The organism is Pseudomonas sp. GW821-FHT11D10 (assembly GCF_058808435.1).
Genome location: NZ_JBXARR010000002.1, coordinates 368,538 through 382,157, shown reverse-complemented (window position 1 = coordinate 382,157; position 13,620 = coordinate 368,538). Strand labels below are relative to the sequence as shown.

At 58.6% G+C, this 13,620-nt stretch carries 17 protein-coding genes and 1 other RNA gene; 9 read left to right on the top strand and 9 right to left on the bottom strand.

The genetic code is table 11. From position 1 onward, the window contains the following. Positions 1-196: 196 nt before the first annotated feature. Positions 197-865 carry a gamma-glutamylcyclotransferase gene (locus AC1RT4_RS08155; RefSeq protein WP_007951821.1) on the top strand — a complete coding sequence of 223 codons (669 nt, stop codon included), beginning with the start codon at positions 197-199 and terminating at the stop codon, positions 863-865. Here the strand turns inward: AC1RT4_RS08155 and glpT are convergent. Then, the gene (gene glpT, locus AC1RT4_RS08150) at positions 841-2,190 is read right to left on the bottom strand and encodes a glycerol-3-phosphate transporter (protein WP_493084873.1); all 1,350 of its coding nucleotides are present in this window, start codon (positions 2,188-2,190) and stop codon (positions 841-843) included. The genes AC1RT4_RS08155 and glpT overlap by 25 nt on opposite strands. A gap of 225 nt (positions 2,191-2,415) precedes the next feature. On the opposite strand from glpT, the gene AC1RT4_RS08145 reads away from it, so the two are divergent. Both AC1RT4_RS08145 and AC1RT4_RS08140 read left to right on the top strand, forming a co-directional pair. After that, positions 2,416-2,685: a hypothetical protein gene (locus AC1RT4_RS08145; RefSeq protein WP_493084871.1), complete on the top strand. Its 270-nt coding sequence runs from the start codon at positions 2,416-2,418 to the stop codon at positions 2,683-2,685. Positions 2,686-2,792: 107 nt separating this feature from the next. Continuing rightward, complete coding sequence (locus AC1RT4_RS08140; protein ID WP_493084869.1) at positions 2,793-3,407, top strand: energy transducer TonB; 615 nt, start codon at positions 2,793-2,795, stop codon at positions 3,405-3,407. A 50-nt stretch (positions 3,408-3,457) separates the two neighbouring features. Here the strand turns inward: AC1RT4_RS08140 and AC1RT4_RS08135 are convergent, their stop codons facing one another. The 3 genes from AC1RT4_RS08135 to AC1RT4_RS08125 all read right to left on the bottom strand — a co-directional run bounded on the left by AC1RT4_RS08135 (position 3,458) and on the right by AC1RT4_RS08125 (position 7,049). Next, on the bottom strand, positions 3,458-3,733 hold the full coding sequence (locus AC1RT4_RS08135; protein ID WP_493084867.1) for a bacteriocin immunity protein: 276 nt from the start codon (positions 3,731-3,733) through the stop codon (positions 3,458-3,460). Next, positions 3,730-5,904, bottom strand: a complete 2,175-nt coding sequence (locus AC1RT4_RS08130) for an S-type pyocin domain-containing protein (RefSeq protein ID WP_493084865.1) — start codon at positions 5,902-5,904, stop codon at positions 3,730-3,732. The genes AC1RT4_RS08135 and AC1RT4_RS08130 overlap by 4 nt, the downstream gene beginning before the upstream one ends. Before the next feature lie 167 nt (positions 5,905-6,071). Further along, positions 6,072-7,049, bottom strand: coding sequence for an NADPH:quinone oxidoreductase family protein (locus AC1RT4_RS08125; RefSeq protein ID WP_493084863.1), 978 nt, complete (start codon positions 7,047-7,049; stop codon positions 6,072-6,074). A gap of 150 nt (positions 7,050-7,199) precedes the next feature. Between AC1RT4_RS08125 and AC1RT4_RS08120 the strand changes: the two genes are divergently transcribed. Continuing rightward, positions 7,200-7,607 (top strand): flagellar basal body-associated protein FliL, encoded by a 408-nt coding sequence (locus AC1RT4_RS08120; RefSeq protein ID WP_007951814.1) that lies wholly within the window; start codon positions 7,200-7,202, stop codon positions 7,605-7,607. 43 nt (positions 7,608-7,650) lie between these two features. On the opposite strand, the gene AC1RT4_RS08115 is transcribed toward AC1RT4_RS08120, so the two are convergent. After that, positions 7,651-8,100 (bottom strand): EVE domain-containing protein, encoded by a 450-nt coding sequence (locus AC1RT4_RS08115; protein ID WP_493084859.1) that lies wholly within the window; start codon positions 8,098-8,100, stop codon positions 7,651-7,653. 197 nt (positions 8,101-8,297) lie between these two features. Between AC1RT4_RS08115 and AC1RT4_RS08110 the strand changes: the two genes are divergently transcribed. Then, positions 8,298-8,453: a hypothetical protein gene (locus tag AC1RT4_RS08110; protein WP_007911192.1), complete on the top strand. Its 156-nt coding sequence runs from the start codon at positions 8,298-8,300 to the stop codon at positions 8,451-8,453. A gap of 35 nt (positions 8,454-8,488) precedes the next feature. Here AC1RT4_RS08110 and AC1RT4_RS08105 read toward each other — a convergent pair whose 3' ends face one another. From AC1RT4_RS08105 to AC1RT4_RS08090, 4 genes are all read right to left on the bottom strand, one after another. Continuing rightward, positions 8,489-9,094, bottom strand: coding sequence for a 5-formyltetrahydrofolate cyclo-ligase (locus AC1RT4_RS08105; protein ID WP_493084857.1), 606 nt, complete (start codon positions 9,092-9,094; stop codon positions 8,489-8,491). An 81-nt stretch (positions 9,095-9,175) separates the two neighbouring features. Further along, positions 9,176-9,354, bottom strand: a non-coding RNA gene (gene ssrS / locus AC1RT4_RS08100) — 6S RNA. Positions 9,355-9,384: 30 nt separating this feature from the next. Further along, a complete protein-coding gene (locus AC1RT4_RS08095) occupies positions 9,385-9,702 on the bottom strand; it encodes a cell division protein ZapA (RefSeq protein ID WP_007951811.1) in 318 nt (105 codons plus the stop codon). Continuing rightward, complete coding sequence (locus AC1RT4_RS08090; protein ID WP_007940359.1) at positions 9,699-9,908, bottom strand: TIGR02449 family protein; 210 nt, start codon at positions 9,906-9,908, stop codon at positions 9,699-9,701. Before AC1RT4_RS08090 ends, AC1RT4_RS08095 begins: the two co-directional genes overlap by 4 nt. Positions 9,909-10,033: 125 nt before the next feature. Here AC1RT4_RS08090 and AC1RT4_RS08085 point away from each other — a divergent pair, with 125 nt between their 5' ends. Genes AC1RT4_RS08085 through AC1RT4_RS08070 form a run of 4 tightly spaced genes read left to right on the top strand, consistent with a single transcriptional unit; the run spans position 10,034 to position 13,618 of the window. Continuing rightward, a complete protein-coding gene (locus AC1RT4_RS08085) occupies positions 10,034-10,594 on the top strand; it encodes a YecA/YgfB family protein (RefSeq protein WP_207984282.1) in 561 nt (186 codons plus the stop codon). Between the two features lie 27 nt (positions 10,595-10,621). Continuing rightward, the gene (gene pepP, locus AC1RT4_RS08080) at positions 10,622-11,956 is read left to right on the top strand and encodes a Xaa-Pro aminopeptidase (RefSeq protein ID WP_493084854.1); all 1,335 of its coding nucleotides are present in this window, start codon (positions 10,622-10,624) and stop codon (positions 11,954-11,956) included. Then, entirely contained in the window at positions 11,953-13,140 is a 1,188-nt protein-coding gene (gene ubiH, locus AC1RT4_RS08075) for a 2-octaprenyl-6-methoxyphenyl hydroxylase (protein WP_085606016.1), read from the top strand. Before pepP ends, ubiH begins: the two co-directional genes overlap by 4 nt. Further along, positions 13,133-13,618, top strand: coding sequence for a DUF4442 domain-containing protein (locus AC1RT4_RS08070; protein WP_493084852.1), 486 nt, complete (start codon positions 13,133-13,135; stop codon positions 13,616-13,618). Before ubiH ends, AC1RT4_RS08070 begins: the two co-directional genes overlap by 8 nt. The last annotated feature ends 2 nt before the right edge of the window (positions 13,619-13,620 follow it).

Genomic DNA, 13,620 nt, shown 5'->3' with positions numbered 1-13,620 from the left:
TTCTTTATAACTCTCCATATAGCCGATCGGTATTTATGTAATTGCATAAATGCCGGTAGGTTATATATCAATCAGGCAATCAATTAAGAACTGTGCCATGGCAATCAAATTGCCTTAAAACATATGTGCCTTATTGTTACAGCGGTGCGTTCTATTAAGTAATTCTTCACCCGCGGGGAGCTGAACGCTATTCGCCATGAGCGCCATTGAAAACGCTTTTCTGAACCTGGCTTACCCTCCGCGGCTCGATCTTGGGCCGCAGCTGACGCACGAACAACTTCTCGCTTCCATGCAATCGACCATGGCGCGCCACAAGGGCGGGCCGGTGTGGCTGTTCGCCTACGGTTCGCTGATCTGGCGGCCGGAATGCTCCGCCGTCGAGCGGGTGCGCGGGCGCGTGCATGGCTACCACCGTGGCTTGTACCTGTGGTCCCACGAGCATCGCGGCACGCCGGAAATGCCGGGTCTGGTCTTTGGTCTGGATCGCGGCGGTTCCTGCAGCGGCTTCGCCTACCGGTTGCCGGAAGACAATCTGGACAGCGCGCTGTATGCGTTGTGGAAGCGCGAGATGCCGTTCCCGTCCTACCGGCCGCACTGGCTCAACTGCCGACTCGAAGATGGCAGCCAGGTTCAGGCGCTGGGATTCGTATTGGAGCGACACCTGCCCAGCTATGCCGGCAACTTGCCGGATCATGTGCTGAGCCAGGTGTTCGAAAGCGCTTGCGGGCGTTACGGCACCACTCGCGATTATGTCGAGCAGACCGCTCACGCCCTGCGCAGCCACGCCATGCCAGACCGGAATCTGGAGGCGCGGCTCAAGCGCTGTAAGTCGAAGGCCGATCAGGCGACTGCTTCGCGGCTCTGACTGGCGACTTGCTTGTGCCATAGCGTTGGTGCAAAGAAGGCCATCGCCAGCAGGCAGGCACCGATCAACAGGACGAAACCGCCGTCCCAGCCGAAATGGTCCACGGTGTAGCCCATCGCTGCACTGGCCGCGACCGAACCACCCAGGTAGCCGAACAGCCCGGTGAAGCCCGCGGCCGTACCGGCGGCTTTCTTTGGCGCCAGTTCCAGCGCTTGCAGGCCGGTCAGCATGACCGGGCCGTAGATCAGGAAGCCGATGGAGAACAGCGCGATCATGTCGATGGTCGGGTTGCCGGCCGGATTCAGCCAGTACACCAGCGTCGCAACGGTCACCAGTGCCATGAACACCATGCCGGTCAGGCCACGGTTGCCACGGAAGATCTTGTCCGACATCCAGCCGCACAGCAGCGTGCCCGGAATCCCCGCCCACTCGTAGAAGAAATAGGCCCACGAGGTTTTATCCACGGTGAAACCCTTGGCTTCCTTCAGGTAGGTCGGGGCCCAGTCCAGCACGCCGTAGCGCAGCAGGTAAACGAAGACGTTGGCCATGGCGATGTACCAGAGCATTTTGTTGCGCAGCACGTATTTGACGAAGATTTCCTTGGCGCTGAATTCGTCTTCGTGGCTGGCGTCGTAGCCTTCCGGATAGTCGTTCTTGTACTTCTCGATCGGCGGCAGGCCGACCGATTGCGGGGTGTCGCGCATGGTGACGAAAGCGAACACTGCAACCGCCAGGGCGACGGCGGCCGGGACGTAGAACGCTGCGTGCCAGTCGTTGAACAGGCCCATGCCGATCAGGAACAGCGGGCCGATCAGACCGCCGCCGACGTTATGCGCCACGTTCCACACCGACACCACGCCGCCACGTTCCTTCTGCGACCACCAGTGCACCATCGTGCGTCCGCTCGGCGGCCAGCCCATGCCCTGGGCCCAACCGTTGATGAACAGCAGGATGAACATCATGGTCACGCTGGAGGTTGCCCAAGGCGCGAAACCGAAAATGAACATGACCCCGGCCGATACCAGCAGACCGAATGGCAGGAAGTAGCGCGGGTTGGAGCGGTCGGACACCAGGCCCATGAGGAACTTGGACAGACCGTAGGCGATGGCGATGGCCGACATTGCCAGACCCAGATCGCCACGGCTGTAGCCTTCGTCGATCAGGTACGGCATGGCCAGCGAGAAGTTCTTGCGCAGCAGGTAGTAACCCGCATAGCCAAAGAAGATGCCGGCGAAGATCTGCCAACGCAGGCGTCGGTAGGTGCTGTCGATTTTTTCTTCAGGCAATGGAGCCTGATGTGCGGCAGGACGAAAGAAAGCAAACATTCAAGAGCTCCAGATTTCTTGTTTTGACTGCGGATGCGAATGTTACAGTTTCGTTACCGAAAATAGCACCGCTTCCCATCGGCAAAACAGTAGAAAATGTTGGAAGTCGCACGTTCTTTTACGAACCTGTCGCTCAGCTGTAAGAACAGGGCGTTTTCACCACTTGTGAACATGGGGTGGCTTGAACTCGCGATCCGTCGACCGACTGATCAGCAGAGATGAATGATGGCTGCGAAGGTTCGCATGCTAAAGCGCCGATTATTGGCGGCGGTCATTGCCGTTGCGGTGCTGACATTGATTTACGCCGATCACCCTGGCCAGTCCGGTTCGCGCAATGCCACGGTGCTGATCATCAGTCATGCGGAAAAACCGGGAGTTCAGGAACATTTGTTGCTAGGCGATGCCGGGGACGACAGTCAGAGAGAGTGGTCCGTCAGAAAAGTTACCTGCGAACGTTTACGCAGCGTTTTCGATCAATTTCCCGTCGCAGCTTAGGCAATGTCCTGCATCCAAAGCAGAAGTTGCGCCATTCAGTTGAAAGCCATTGCTCCGTAGTCTTTGTGCTGTTGCCGGTTCGGCATTTCAGCTTGAAGGGGTGGCTCATGCGGTGGTTTTTTGCTGTGGTTCTACTGGCGTTGATGGGGATTGCAGGAGCAGCAGAGGTGGTGTTGATCCCCGACAATAATCCGGGCCCGGTTTATCCTCGCGAACTTGCCAAGGCGGGGGTCATGGGTGAGGTTCGTGTGCGTTTCACCGCCAATGCAGATGGCTCGGTGAGTGACATCGCTATTCTGGAAAGTGAGCATCCTGATTTTTCCGCAGCGGTCACTGATGCCCTGCGGCAATGGCGATTCAGGCCATGGACGGTAGAGGCGGGCAAGCCTGCAGAAATGGAAGTGATCGCCCCCATGGTTTTTCGACTGGATATTGATTCACCGATCCACGCAAACCAATGGCTGCGCAGAGTGCGATGTGTTGATATTCACCAATACGCTATTCGCCGTCCGGTTTCTTCCTGGGTTCATTTGCCGGTCTTTCATTACACGCGGGCGTATTTATCCAGCGTGGTTTATACAGCTCAGCTTTCGGACGAGCGTCGACTGGGCTTGATTGCCAAACTCAATGAGCGTGCCCGTTACATTATTGATCGCTGTGGAAAAAGCCCGAATAGTCGGTATGTGAATTTGTTGCCGGAGGATATTCGCGAATTGCTTTAGTAAAAAGCCAGACAGTGTCGCTGTAGGTGTGACACTGTCTGGCTGATGAATTATTCAGCTTTGAACCCAGGCTTGCCGTTTGCTTTGCGCCATTCTTTGATTTCTTCCAATGCACCTTTTGGACTATCTTCTCGGCCATTTATTGGGCGAGTTAGAACCATGCGCTGACGAGGGTGTTCAGTTATCTTCTCAAAGTGGCGCATGCGCTCAGATGAGTAAGCGCTATACGCATCACCTGACAGCCCAGTTGTATTTTTATAAAAACCTTCTAGGAAAGCTAGAAATTCAGCTTCCGTATAATCTTCCAGCTTGTCTTTAAGGATCATTGTTGTATACCACTTTTGTGCAGTTCTATATGTGCTTTTGGGGTCAAGACAGTCAAGTTGTCCACATCATACACCGCGCCTTCATCAGCAATTCTTTGCTTATGGTGTATTTCATATTTTTCTCTGCCACCGACAATGTCATTTAGGTCGGTATAAGGTGCTGCGCCATTTCGCATCTCTTCAAGATCAACATTGCCAAACTGCCCGCTCAGCGAGCTATCAGATGCAATCGCCCTCCAAAATTTTTCCCTGAATCTGTCAAAATTCCTGAAGTCCTGACCACGTAGCTGATCCGCAATCTGTGCAGGGATAGGGGAACCACTTGATTGTGTTGCGCCACCCAGCCAATTTTCGCCGACCTCTTGCCCCTTGCCTGTAGCCGTCCCCGGCTCATACCGAGGGCCACCACGCGTGGCCATCATGTAGATGGATTCGATTCCCGACTCGATGGGAAACGTCAGGATGTAGTCATCAGGGTCGTCTATTTCACAGGCAGGGTGCTCGTCTAGCCGGCCTTCAATCTGGGTAACGCAAATTCTGGTTCCAGAATCGGTTGCGGGCAATTCAGTGGTGGCGGGAATGTTGTCTCCAGGAGGCGTCTTGGGCGTCCAGGTCAACGTGATTGGGAACAAACCCTCGGTCGTGAAGGTGTAGAGATTGTCCGAGCGATTAAACTTTGCTTGCCTGACTCTGACTGTTTGACCTGGATCGGCTGAGCGTAAATAGAGCTGCGTGTGCTCTCCCTTAACCGACGATACCGCGCGGGCAGGGAGCCAGTTGGCCTCGGCCGGTCCAGGAAGTGCTACACGCTCATCGTTTTGGGCGAGTTGTGATAAAGGGATCGTAAGAATCAACGGGTTGCGCAGCAGTTCGCCATTGCCGAGTGTCGGCGTATAAAAAACTGAAGCTAGAAACGTACTGACTGGCCCGGCGGATATTGCCCCGCGTAGGGCGCCGAGAGTGTCGAGCGCCTTGCCTAACGTAAGAGGCGAGCCTTCGAACCCCGCGATTAGTCCGTCAGAGCTGACCACCAAGGGCCGAGCGGAGGTCATTACGCCGTCGAGGGCGGGCAGCTCGGGTTTTGTTATCGTCTTTTTCTGGCGTATTAACGTGCTGATTTCGTTTTGTAGGTTTTTTATCGTGCTCCAGCGTTTGCTCCGCCTTCGAAAATTGTAGAAGTCTTTGAATTCGCGCTCGGCTTTGGATGCTTCGACGTGTGCCAGATACAGTTTTCGATGCTTGTTCTTCATCCACCGAATTCTTTCGTCTATCGATTCCGGTTGGTTTGGTGTTAGCTCGCTTAGCAGCGTGTCAAACCGATTCGCAGCGTCAGACGCGGTTGTGTGCTTTCTCTTATGCTCAGCTTGTTTTTCTACTTCTCGTTGTCTCGCGAGCTCAGCTTCCGCTTCTGCTAGAGCGGCTCTATGTGCTGCGTCCCTGGCTGATTGCTCCGCAGCTGCTTTTGCGTGGGCAGCCCTGGCAATGGCCTCGGCTTGTAATTCGGCAAGCCGCTGGGCTTCGGCCTGTGCATAGGCCTGAGCTATTTGGAAGGACAGTGTATGGAGTCTGTCAGTGAGTTGCCTGATTTCCTCTGTATTTCTGTGTAGTGCATAAGCTGATGTGTATGAGTCTCTCCACCTATGCGGCACCTCTGCTGCAGGTACTCGCAAGTAGGCTTCGACAAGGTCCTGCTGAGTTCTTATTAGCGGGTCACCCCCATAAAAGGCATTGGCCCGCGTTTGATGCATGTTCCGCTCGGCAGACTTTTTATGTATCAAATGATTGATGGCAGCCTGTTGCCGAGTCAGTGCTTGTACAGGTGAAAGACCATGTGTACCGCCCATGCTCGAAGTCGCTGAGGTTATTTCCGATTGAAGTGTGTTAGGAAGTTGACCAATCTTTACTTGGTGGTCATGCGCAATCTCTTGTTTGCTCGCTTCGATATTTTGTACCGTATCTGAAATGAAGAGAGCTTCGTTGATTTCGGCAATATCTTGCCGAGATAATTGAGTGAATAAGTCTGTACCGGTCCGGCTTCTGTTTCTTGTTCTGCCAGTGCGGTCGTATCCACCACCTTCGGAGATTGGTGAGGAGGTAGGTGTCTTGTATGGATTAACTTCGGTTAAGCCTAAAGGTAATGGTTCGCCGGGGCGCCAGTCTTGATTGCTCATACAGTTACTCCTTGTGTCTGTATGGCAGAAAACTATCGTAGTTTTATAGAGTGATTGCGGTACATGTTTACCGCCAAGCTATCCAATAAATGTGTGGCTACTTTCCATTGATATAAAAAAGGCCAGAACCGCTAGTTCCGCGGCTCTAGCCTTGGGAGGGTTCAGGCTCAGCGCACCTGCACCACAACCTTGCCAACAGCCTTGCGCTGCCCGAGATCATTGATCGCCTGCGCCGCCTCGCTCAGCGGATACACCTGCGACACCAGCGGCTTCAGCTTGCCTTCGGCAAACCAGCCGAACAGTTGCTGGAAGTTCGCCGCGTTGTCCTGCGGCTGGCGCTGGGCGAAGGAGCCCCAGAACACGCCGAGCACCGCCGCGCCCTTGAGCAGGGCGAGGTTGACCGGCAGTTCGGGAATGCGGCCGCTGGCGAAACCGACGACCAACAGGCGGCCGTTCCAGGCGATGGCGCGAATGGCCTGGTCGAACAGGTCGCCGCCGACCGGGTCGTAGATCACGTCGGCGCCCTGGCCGTCGGTCAGGCGCTTGATCTCGTCCTTGAGGCTGCTTTCGCTGTAGTTGATCAGTTCGTCGGCACCGGCAGCCTTGGCCACGGCGAGTTTTTCCGCGCTGCTGGCGGCGGCGATCACCCGGGCGCCCATGGCTTTACCGATTTCCACGGCGGCCAGGCCGACGCCGCCGGAAGCGCCGAGTACCAGCAGGGTTTCACCCGGTTGCAGGTTGCCGCGCTGTTTGAGGGCGTGCATCGACGTGCCGTAGGTCATGCTGAACGCGGCGGCGGTGTTGAAATCCATCGACGGCGGGATCGGCAGCACGCTGTAGCCCGGCACCGCGACCTGCTCGGCGAAGCTGCCCCAGCCGGTCAGGGCCATGACCCGATCGCCGACCTTCAGGTGACTGACCTTTTCACCCACCGCGCTGACCACGCCGGAGGCCTCACCACCTGGCGAGAACGGGAAGGGCGGCTTGAACTGGTACTTGCCCTCGATGATCAGCGTGTCCGGAAAGTTGACCCCGGCGGCGTGCACGTCCAGCAGGATTTCGTTCTTCTTGGCGACAGGACTGGCGACGTCTTCCAGCACCAGCGATTCGGCAGGGCCGAAGGCTTTGCACAGCACGGCTTTCATCAGGGCTATTCCTTTGGGAGTGATGGCCGATAAGTGTAGGTGTGGCAGTCAACGGGTCAACGAGCATGCCCGGCCCTGATAGTCCGCCATAAGCTTGTGCTTGCGCGGCGGGTCGTTATGCTAGGCCGCAAACCGGATAAGGAGCGAATTGTGAAAGCGTGGATCATGTTGTTGCTGGCCCTGTCTCTGCCTGTGGCAGCGCTGGCCGAAGAAGCCAAAGAAGGCGAGGCGCCGAAGGTCAACTACATCACCCTGAGCCCGCCGTTTGTGGGCAACTACGGGCTCGATGGCACCCCGAAGCTCAAGGTCTACAAGGCCGACGTGGCACTGCGGGTGACCGGCGAAGAGGCGACCAAACTGGTCAAGGCCAACGAACCGCTGATCCGCAATCAGCTGGTGGCGCTGTTCACTCAGCAGACGACTGATGCGATGGGCAGCATCGAAGGCAAGGAAAAGCTGCGTCAGGAAGCCTTGAAGCAGACTCAGCAAGTGATGAATGACGAGACCGGCAAGCCGGTGGTTGAAGATCTGTTGTTCAACAACCTGATCATTCAGTAAGGCTGGATCCGCAGGAGCCGGTGCTCGGCTCCTGCGACGACGCTCAACGCAACGCCATCACCGCGGCCCACTGCTCGGCCGTCACCGGCATCACCGACAGTCGCGAACCCTTTTGCACCAGCGGCATCTCGGCCAGCGCGGTCTGCTGTTTCAGGTAATCCAGCTTCAAGACCCGGCTGAATGTTTCGACGTGGGCAACATCAATCGCGCTCCAGGCGTTTTTCTCCGGCGTGGCTTTCGGGTCGAAGTAATGGCTGTCCGGTTCCAGTGCGGTGGGATCCGGGTACGCGCCTTCGATGATTTTGCCGATTCCGGCAATCCCCGGCTCCGGGCAGCTGGAATGGTAGAAAAAGAATTCATCCCCCACCGCCATGGCCCGCAGGAAATTGCGCGCCTGATAGTTGCGAACCCCGTCCCAGCGCGCTTTGCCGAGTTTTTCCAGGCCCTTGATCGAGAGCTCGTCGGGCTCGGATTTCATCAGCCAGTAGGCCATGGTTTTTGCTCCTCAAGCGGTCATTGGGCAGGTTGTCGGGCAATTTTATGACAAACCGACGGTCGGTTGACGCCAGCATTTGCGCAGAGGTTCACGTTGTCGCAAAATGCCGGCCTTTAAAGCTTGACGCTGCTGCACGGCCTACGAATGGAAACCGCTGCTGTCATCGTGATGATGTGCCTTGAGGGGGGCAATCGATGAAACGCAAACCGGATTTGCTGTGGACTTTGGTGATTTTGTTCGGTCTGGGCGTCGTGACCACCGGTTATGCGCAAAGTCTGTGGGCCAACAAGGCCGATGCACCGATTGAAGTAGCGCAACAAGTACAACAGTCGACAGCCTTCAAACGCTGAAACTGCCTTTTCGACGCCGCTGATCCGCGCGGCGTCTATCCCGCGAAATACCACGCCTTGTCTGTCACCGTTCCCTGCAACGGTACATCCCAGCTCGCTTGCGCGAGACGTTCGACTTTCTGACATTCATGGGCCAGGCCCAACAGCGTCGGCTTGCGCCAGCTCTGGCGTCGGGCCAGATACGCCAGACTGCGATCGTAGAAACCGCCGCCCATGCCCAAGCGTCCGCCGACATCGTCGAATCCCACCAGTGGCAACAACACCAGATCCAGCGCCCAGACCTTGCGCTGACGGGCCAGATTGGCGCGCGGCTCAAGAATGCGGAAGCGGTTGGGTTTGAGTTTTTCGCCGGGGCGGATCTGCTGAAAGACCATTTTGGTCCGTGGCCAGGCACTGAGCACCGGCAGGTAGGTTTTCTTGCCCCGACGCTGGGCGGCGCGCAGCAGCAGGCGCGGGTCGATTTCACCGTCGGTGGGCAGGTACAGGGAAATGTGTTTGGCCCGGCGAAAGTGCGGGTCTTGTGCCAGTTGCTTGTACAGACCTTCGGCGGCCTGGCGTTGCTGACTCGGCGTCAGCGAGCGGCGGGCCTTGCGCAGCAGGCGGCGCAGTTGGGGGCGGGGCAGCAACGCGGGTTCGGTCATGGTTCGGCTTCGGCAGGATGGGGACGAAAACGTACGCATAAAAAATCCGATGCCGGCATGCACCGGCATCGGATTCGAATCAGGCTCCCCGGATGAGCCGCTGTCGACTTAGCCCTTGAACCCGAGAGTTCAAGGTGGAGGATGCAGTAGGCTTTAAGGCTTTCCGTCTGGCGGACATGCACACCAGCCCAACGTGCAACCCCCAGGGTAGTGCAAATCGGCTCAGGGACATCGTCAACTGGCAAGCACCCCAGGGAGTGCGGCGAGTATAACTCAAGCGGCCTGGCGAATCAGCCCTTGCTGATGTCCGGATCGTCGGCCAGCACCAGATCGACACGATCGAGCAAGTCACGCACCTGTTCACGGGTCGAGCCGCTGGCCTGGATGTCCGGGCGCTCTTCTTTGTGCAAGAGGTCGTGGGTGATATTCAGCGCAGCCATCACGGCGATGCGGTCGGCGCCGATGACTTTGCCGCTGCTGCGGATCTCGCGCATCTTGCCGTCCAGGTAGCGGGCGGCGCTGATCAGATTGCTGCGCTCTTCCTGGGGACAGATGATCGAATACTCTTTGTCGAGGATCTGCACGGTAACGCTATTGCTTGAACTCATGAGTCTTGCTCCAGGGCCTTGAGGCGCGAAATCATCGATTCGACCTTACGCCGGGCGATTTCGTTTTTTTCAATGAGGTGCGCGCGTTCCTCGCGCCAGGTCTTTTCCTGAGCAAGTAAGAGTGCATTTTGACTCTTTAGTTGCTCGACTCGGGTAATCAGCAGTTCGAGTCTGGCCATCAGCGCTTGCAGGTCGGTGTCTTCCATTGTGTCCACTGATTCGGTCTGATGGGTTTGGCTGGCGGACAGCCTTTAATGGTCTTGGCGAGTCTGTCGATGTAGGATACAAGGCCTTCATTCTAGACATAGCGCCGTCTGGCGCCTAGCTGCCCATGCCCATTCAGAATTCCCCGTACCAAGGCTTTGCCACCCTGCTGAACTCCAGCGGTCACTCCGTTTCGCCTGCCGAACTGCACGGCCTGTTGCTGGGCCGCAGTTGCGCCGGCGCCGGCTTCAATGCCGAAGAATGGCTGATCGATGCCGCCGAGCTGCTCGAAGGCGAGCCGCAGGACAACGTCCGCAACGCGCTGATCGGCCTGCAGGAAATGGTCAAGAGCGAACTCACTGGCGACGACGTCACCGTGGTTCTGCTGCTGCCGAACGATGACGCGCCACTGGCCGAGCGCGCCGCCGCGCTGGGCGAATGGTGTCAGGGCTTCCTCACCGGTTTCGGCCTGAACTGCCGCGACAGCAGCATGCTGAGCACCGAAGCCACTGAAGTGTTGCAGGATTTGGCAGCGATCTCCCAGGTGCAAGACGCACTGGAAGAATCCGAAGACGGCGAAAGCGACTATATGGAAGTCATGGAGTACCTGCGTGTCGCTCCGCTGCTGCTGTTCTCCGAAACCAAAAAGGCCGACGTGCCGCCAGCGGCCAAGCCGTCGCTGCACTGATCGCGTGCCAGGGAAAGCCATCTGCCCATGATCCATATCCCGAAAGCGGAATACGCCCGGCGCCGCAAGGCGCTGATGGCGCAGATGGAACCCAACAGCATCGCGATCCTGCCTGCCGCCGCGGTCGCCATTCGCAACCGCGACGTCGAGCATGTCTATCGTCAGGACAGCGACTTCCAGTACCTCAGCGGTTTTCCCGAGCCTCAGGCGGTCATCGTTCTGATGCCCGGTCGCGAACACGGCGAATACGTGCTGTTCTGCCGTGAACGCAACGCCGAACGCGAACTCTGGGACGGCCTGCGCGCCGGCCAGGAAGGCGCGATCCGCGATTTCGGAGCCGACGACGCGTTCCCCATCACTGACATCGACGACATCCTGCCGGGCCTGATCGAAGGCCGCGACCGAGTGTATTCGGCCATGGGCAGCAACCCGGAATTCGACCGCCACCTGATGGACTGGATCAACGTGATCCGTTCCAAGGCGCACCTCGGTGCCCAGCCGCCGAACGAATTCGTTGCCCTGGATCACCTGCTGCACGACATGCGCCTGTATAAATCGGCGGCAGAAGTGAAGGTGATGCGCGAAGCGGCGCGGATTTCCGCCCAGGCCCACATCCGGGCGATGCAGGCCAGCCGTGCCGGGCTGTACGAGTACAGCCTTGAAGCCGAGCTCGATTACGAGTTCCGCAAGGGCGGGGCGAAGATGCCGGCCTACGGCTCGATCGTCGCCGCCGGGCGCAACAGCTGCATCCTGCATTACCAGCAGAATGACGCGTTGCTCAAGGACGGTGACCTGGTGCTGATCGACGCCGGTTGCGAGATCGACTGCTACGCCAGCGACATCACCCGCACCTGGCCGGTCAACGGCAAGTTTTCCACTGAGCAGAAAGCGATCTACGAATTGGTGTTGGCCTCGCAGGAAGCCGCGTTTGCCGAAATCGCCCCGAACAAGCACTGGAACCAGGCGCACGAGGCCACGGTTCGGGTGATCACCACCGGGCTGGTGAAGCTGGGGCTGTTGCAGGGCGAAGTGGACGAGTTGATCGCTTCCGAGGCCTACAAGGCGTTTTACATGCACCGCGCCGGCCACTGGCTGGGGATGGATGTGCATGACGTCGGCGAATACAAGGTCGGCGGTGAATGGCGAGTGCTGGAAGTCGGCATGGCGCTGACCGTGGAGCCGGGCATCTACATCGCCCCGGACAATCAGAACGTAGCGAAGAAATGGCGCGGCATTGGCGTGCGCATCGAGGATGACGTGGTAGTGACCAAGAGCGGTTGTGAAATCCTGACCGGCGGCGTGCCGAAAACCGTCGCCGAGATCGAAGCCCTGATGGCGCAAGCACGGACCTGCGCGGAATGAGTCGGGTCAATCTGGCAATCATCGGTGGCGGTCTGGTCGGCGCCAGTCTGGCGTTGGCCTTGCAGGCGGGAGCCAAGGCCCGTGGCTGGAAGATCGTACTGATCGAACCGTTCGCCCCCGGTGACACCTGGCAGCCAAGCTACGACGCGCGTTCCTCGGCGCTGTCCTTCGGCTCGCGGCAGATTTATCAGCGGCTGGGCGTGTGGCAGGAAATCTCCCGCCGCGCCGAGCCGATCAAGCAAATTCACGTGTCAGACCGTGGTCGTTTCTCCACCGCCCGCCTGTCGGCGATGGAAGAGGGTGTCCCTGCGCTCGGCTATGTCGTTGAAAACGCCTGGCTCGGCCAGTGCCTGTGGCAGCACCTCGACAAGGACGTGATCAGCTGGCGCTGCCCGGCAGAAGTCACCCGCATGGAACCGCTGCCGGACGGCTATCGCCTGACGCTCAACGACGAAACCACAGTCGAGTGCGATCTGGCGGTACTCGCCGATGGCGGTCGTTCCGGTCTGCGCGAACAACTGGGCATCAACGTGCGCAAGCGCCCGTACAACCAGAGCGCGCTGATCGCCAACATTACCCCGAGCGAAGCGCACAACGGCATGGCCTTCGAGCGCTTCACCGACGAAGGTCCGATGGCGCTGCTGCCGCTGCCGGAGAACCGCTGCGCGCTGGTCTGGACCCGTCTGGGCATGGACGCGCAACGGCTGGCCGACCTGAGCGAGCGTGATTTCCTCAGCGAGCTGCAAGGCGTGTTCGGCTACCGTCTCGGCACCCTGAAACAGGTTGGCGCGCGACATCTGTATCCGCTGTCGCTGGTGGAAGCCGAAGAGCAGGTGCGCTCGCATCTGGCCGTGCTCGGCAACGCCGCCCACAGTCTGCACCCGATTGCCGGGCAGGGTTTCAACCTGTCCCTGCGCGATGCCGATGCGTTGGCCGCCGCGTTGCTGGCCAGCGACAAACCGCTGGGGGATTTCGCCACGCTGCAGGCCTATCGCGAGCGTCAGCGCCTCGATCAGGATCTCACCGTGGGTTTCTCCGATCAGGTCACGCGCCTGTTCGGCAGCACCCAGCCGCTGGTGTCGCTGGGGCGCAACATCGGCCTGCTCGGCCTCGATCTGCTGCCGCCGGCCAAACGCTGGTTCGCCCGTCAGGCCATGGGGCTGGGGACGCGGCCGGATGCGTGAGTGGCTGATCAGACAGTTTGGCAAGGCGCGGCTGATGCGCTGGATCATGACGTTCTACCCGCCGTACTTCGGCGCCGGTGTCCGGGTGAAGCACATCAGCGATGACTTTCGTGACATCCAGGTCTCGATGGGCCTGGGCTGGTACAACCGCAATTACGTCGGCACCCAGTTCGGCGGCAGTCTGTATTCGATGGTCGATCCGTTCTTCATGTTGATGCTCATGGAGAACCTCGGCTCGAAGTACATCGTCTGGGACAAGGCCGCCGACATCGATTTCATATCGCCGGGCAAAGGCCCGGTGTTCGCCCGGTTCAACATCGACGACACCCTGCTCGACGAGATCCGTCGGCAGACCGCCAGTGGCGAGAAGTACCTGCCGCAGTTGCAGGTCGACATTCATGACGGCGCCGGCAACCTGGTGGCGCGGGTCGGTAAAACCCTTTACGTGCGGCTCAAGCCGCCAGCGAGACAGGCTTAAAG

Coding starts and splice junctions, on each gene's coding strand:
- AC1RT4_RS08155 (WP_007951821.1), top strand. CDS start 197: ATGAGCGCCATTGAAAACGCTTTTCTGAACCTGGCTTACCCTCCGCGG.
- glpT (WP_493084873.1), bottom strand. CDS start 2,190: ATGTTTGCTTTCTTTCGTCCTGCCGCACATCAGGCTCCATTGCCTGAA.
- AC1RT4_RS08145 (WP_493084871.1), top strand. CDS start 2,416: ATGGCTGCGAAGGTTCGCATGCTAAAGCGCCGATTATTGGCGGCGGTC.
- AC1RT4_RS08140 (WP_493084869.1), top strand. CDS start 2,793: ATGCGGTGGTTTTTTGCTGTGGTTCTACTGGCGTTGATGGGGATTGCA.
- AC1RT4_RS08135 (WP_493084867.1), bottom strand. CDS start 3,733: ATGATCCTTAAAGACAAGCTGGAAGATTATACGGAAGCTGAATTTCTA.
- AC1RT4_RS08130 (WP_493084865.1), bottom strand. CDS start 5,904: ATGAGCAATCAAGACTGGCGCCCCGGCGAACCATTACCTTTAGGCTTA.
- AC1RT4_RS08125 (WP_493084863.1), bottom strand. CDS start 7,049: ATGAAAGCCGTGCTGTGCAAAGCCTTCGGCCCTGCCGAATCGCTGGTG.
- AC1RT4_RS08115 (WP_493084859.1), bottom strand. CDS start 8,100: ATGGCCTACTGGCTGATGAAATCCGAGCCCGACGAGCTCTCGATCAAG.
- AC1RT4_RS08110 (WP_007911192.1), top strand. CDS start 8,298: ATGAAACGCAAACCGGATTTGCTGTGGACTTTGGTGATTTTGTTCGGT.
- AC1RT4_RS08105 (WP_493084857.1), bottom strand. CDS start 9,094: ATGACCGAACCCGCGTTGCTGCCCCGCCCCCAACTGCGCCGCCTGCTG.
- AC1RT4_RS08095 (WP_007951811.1), bottom strand. CDS start 9,702: ATGAGTTCAAGCAATAGCGTTACCGTGCAGATCCTCGACAAAGAGTAT.
- AC1RT4_RS08090 (WP_007940359.1), bottom strand. CDS start 9,908: ATGGAAGACACCGACCTGCAAGCGCTGATGGCCAGACTCGAACTGCTG.
- AC1RT4_RS08085 (WP_207984282.1), top strand. CDS start 10,034: ATGCCCATTCAGAATTCCCCGTACCAAGGCTTTGCCACCCTGCTGAAC.
- pepP (WP_493084854.1), top strand. CDS start 10,622: ATGATCCATATCCCGAAAGCGGAATACGCCCGGCGCCGCAAGGCGCTG.
- ubiH (WP_085606016.1), top strand. CDS start 11,953: ATGAGTCGGGTCAATCTGGCAATCATCGGTGGCGGTCTGGTCGGCGCC.
- AC1RT4_RS08070 (WP_493084852.1), top strand. CDS start 13,133: ATGCGTGAGTGGCTGATCAGACAGTTTGGCAAGGCGCGGCTGATGCGC.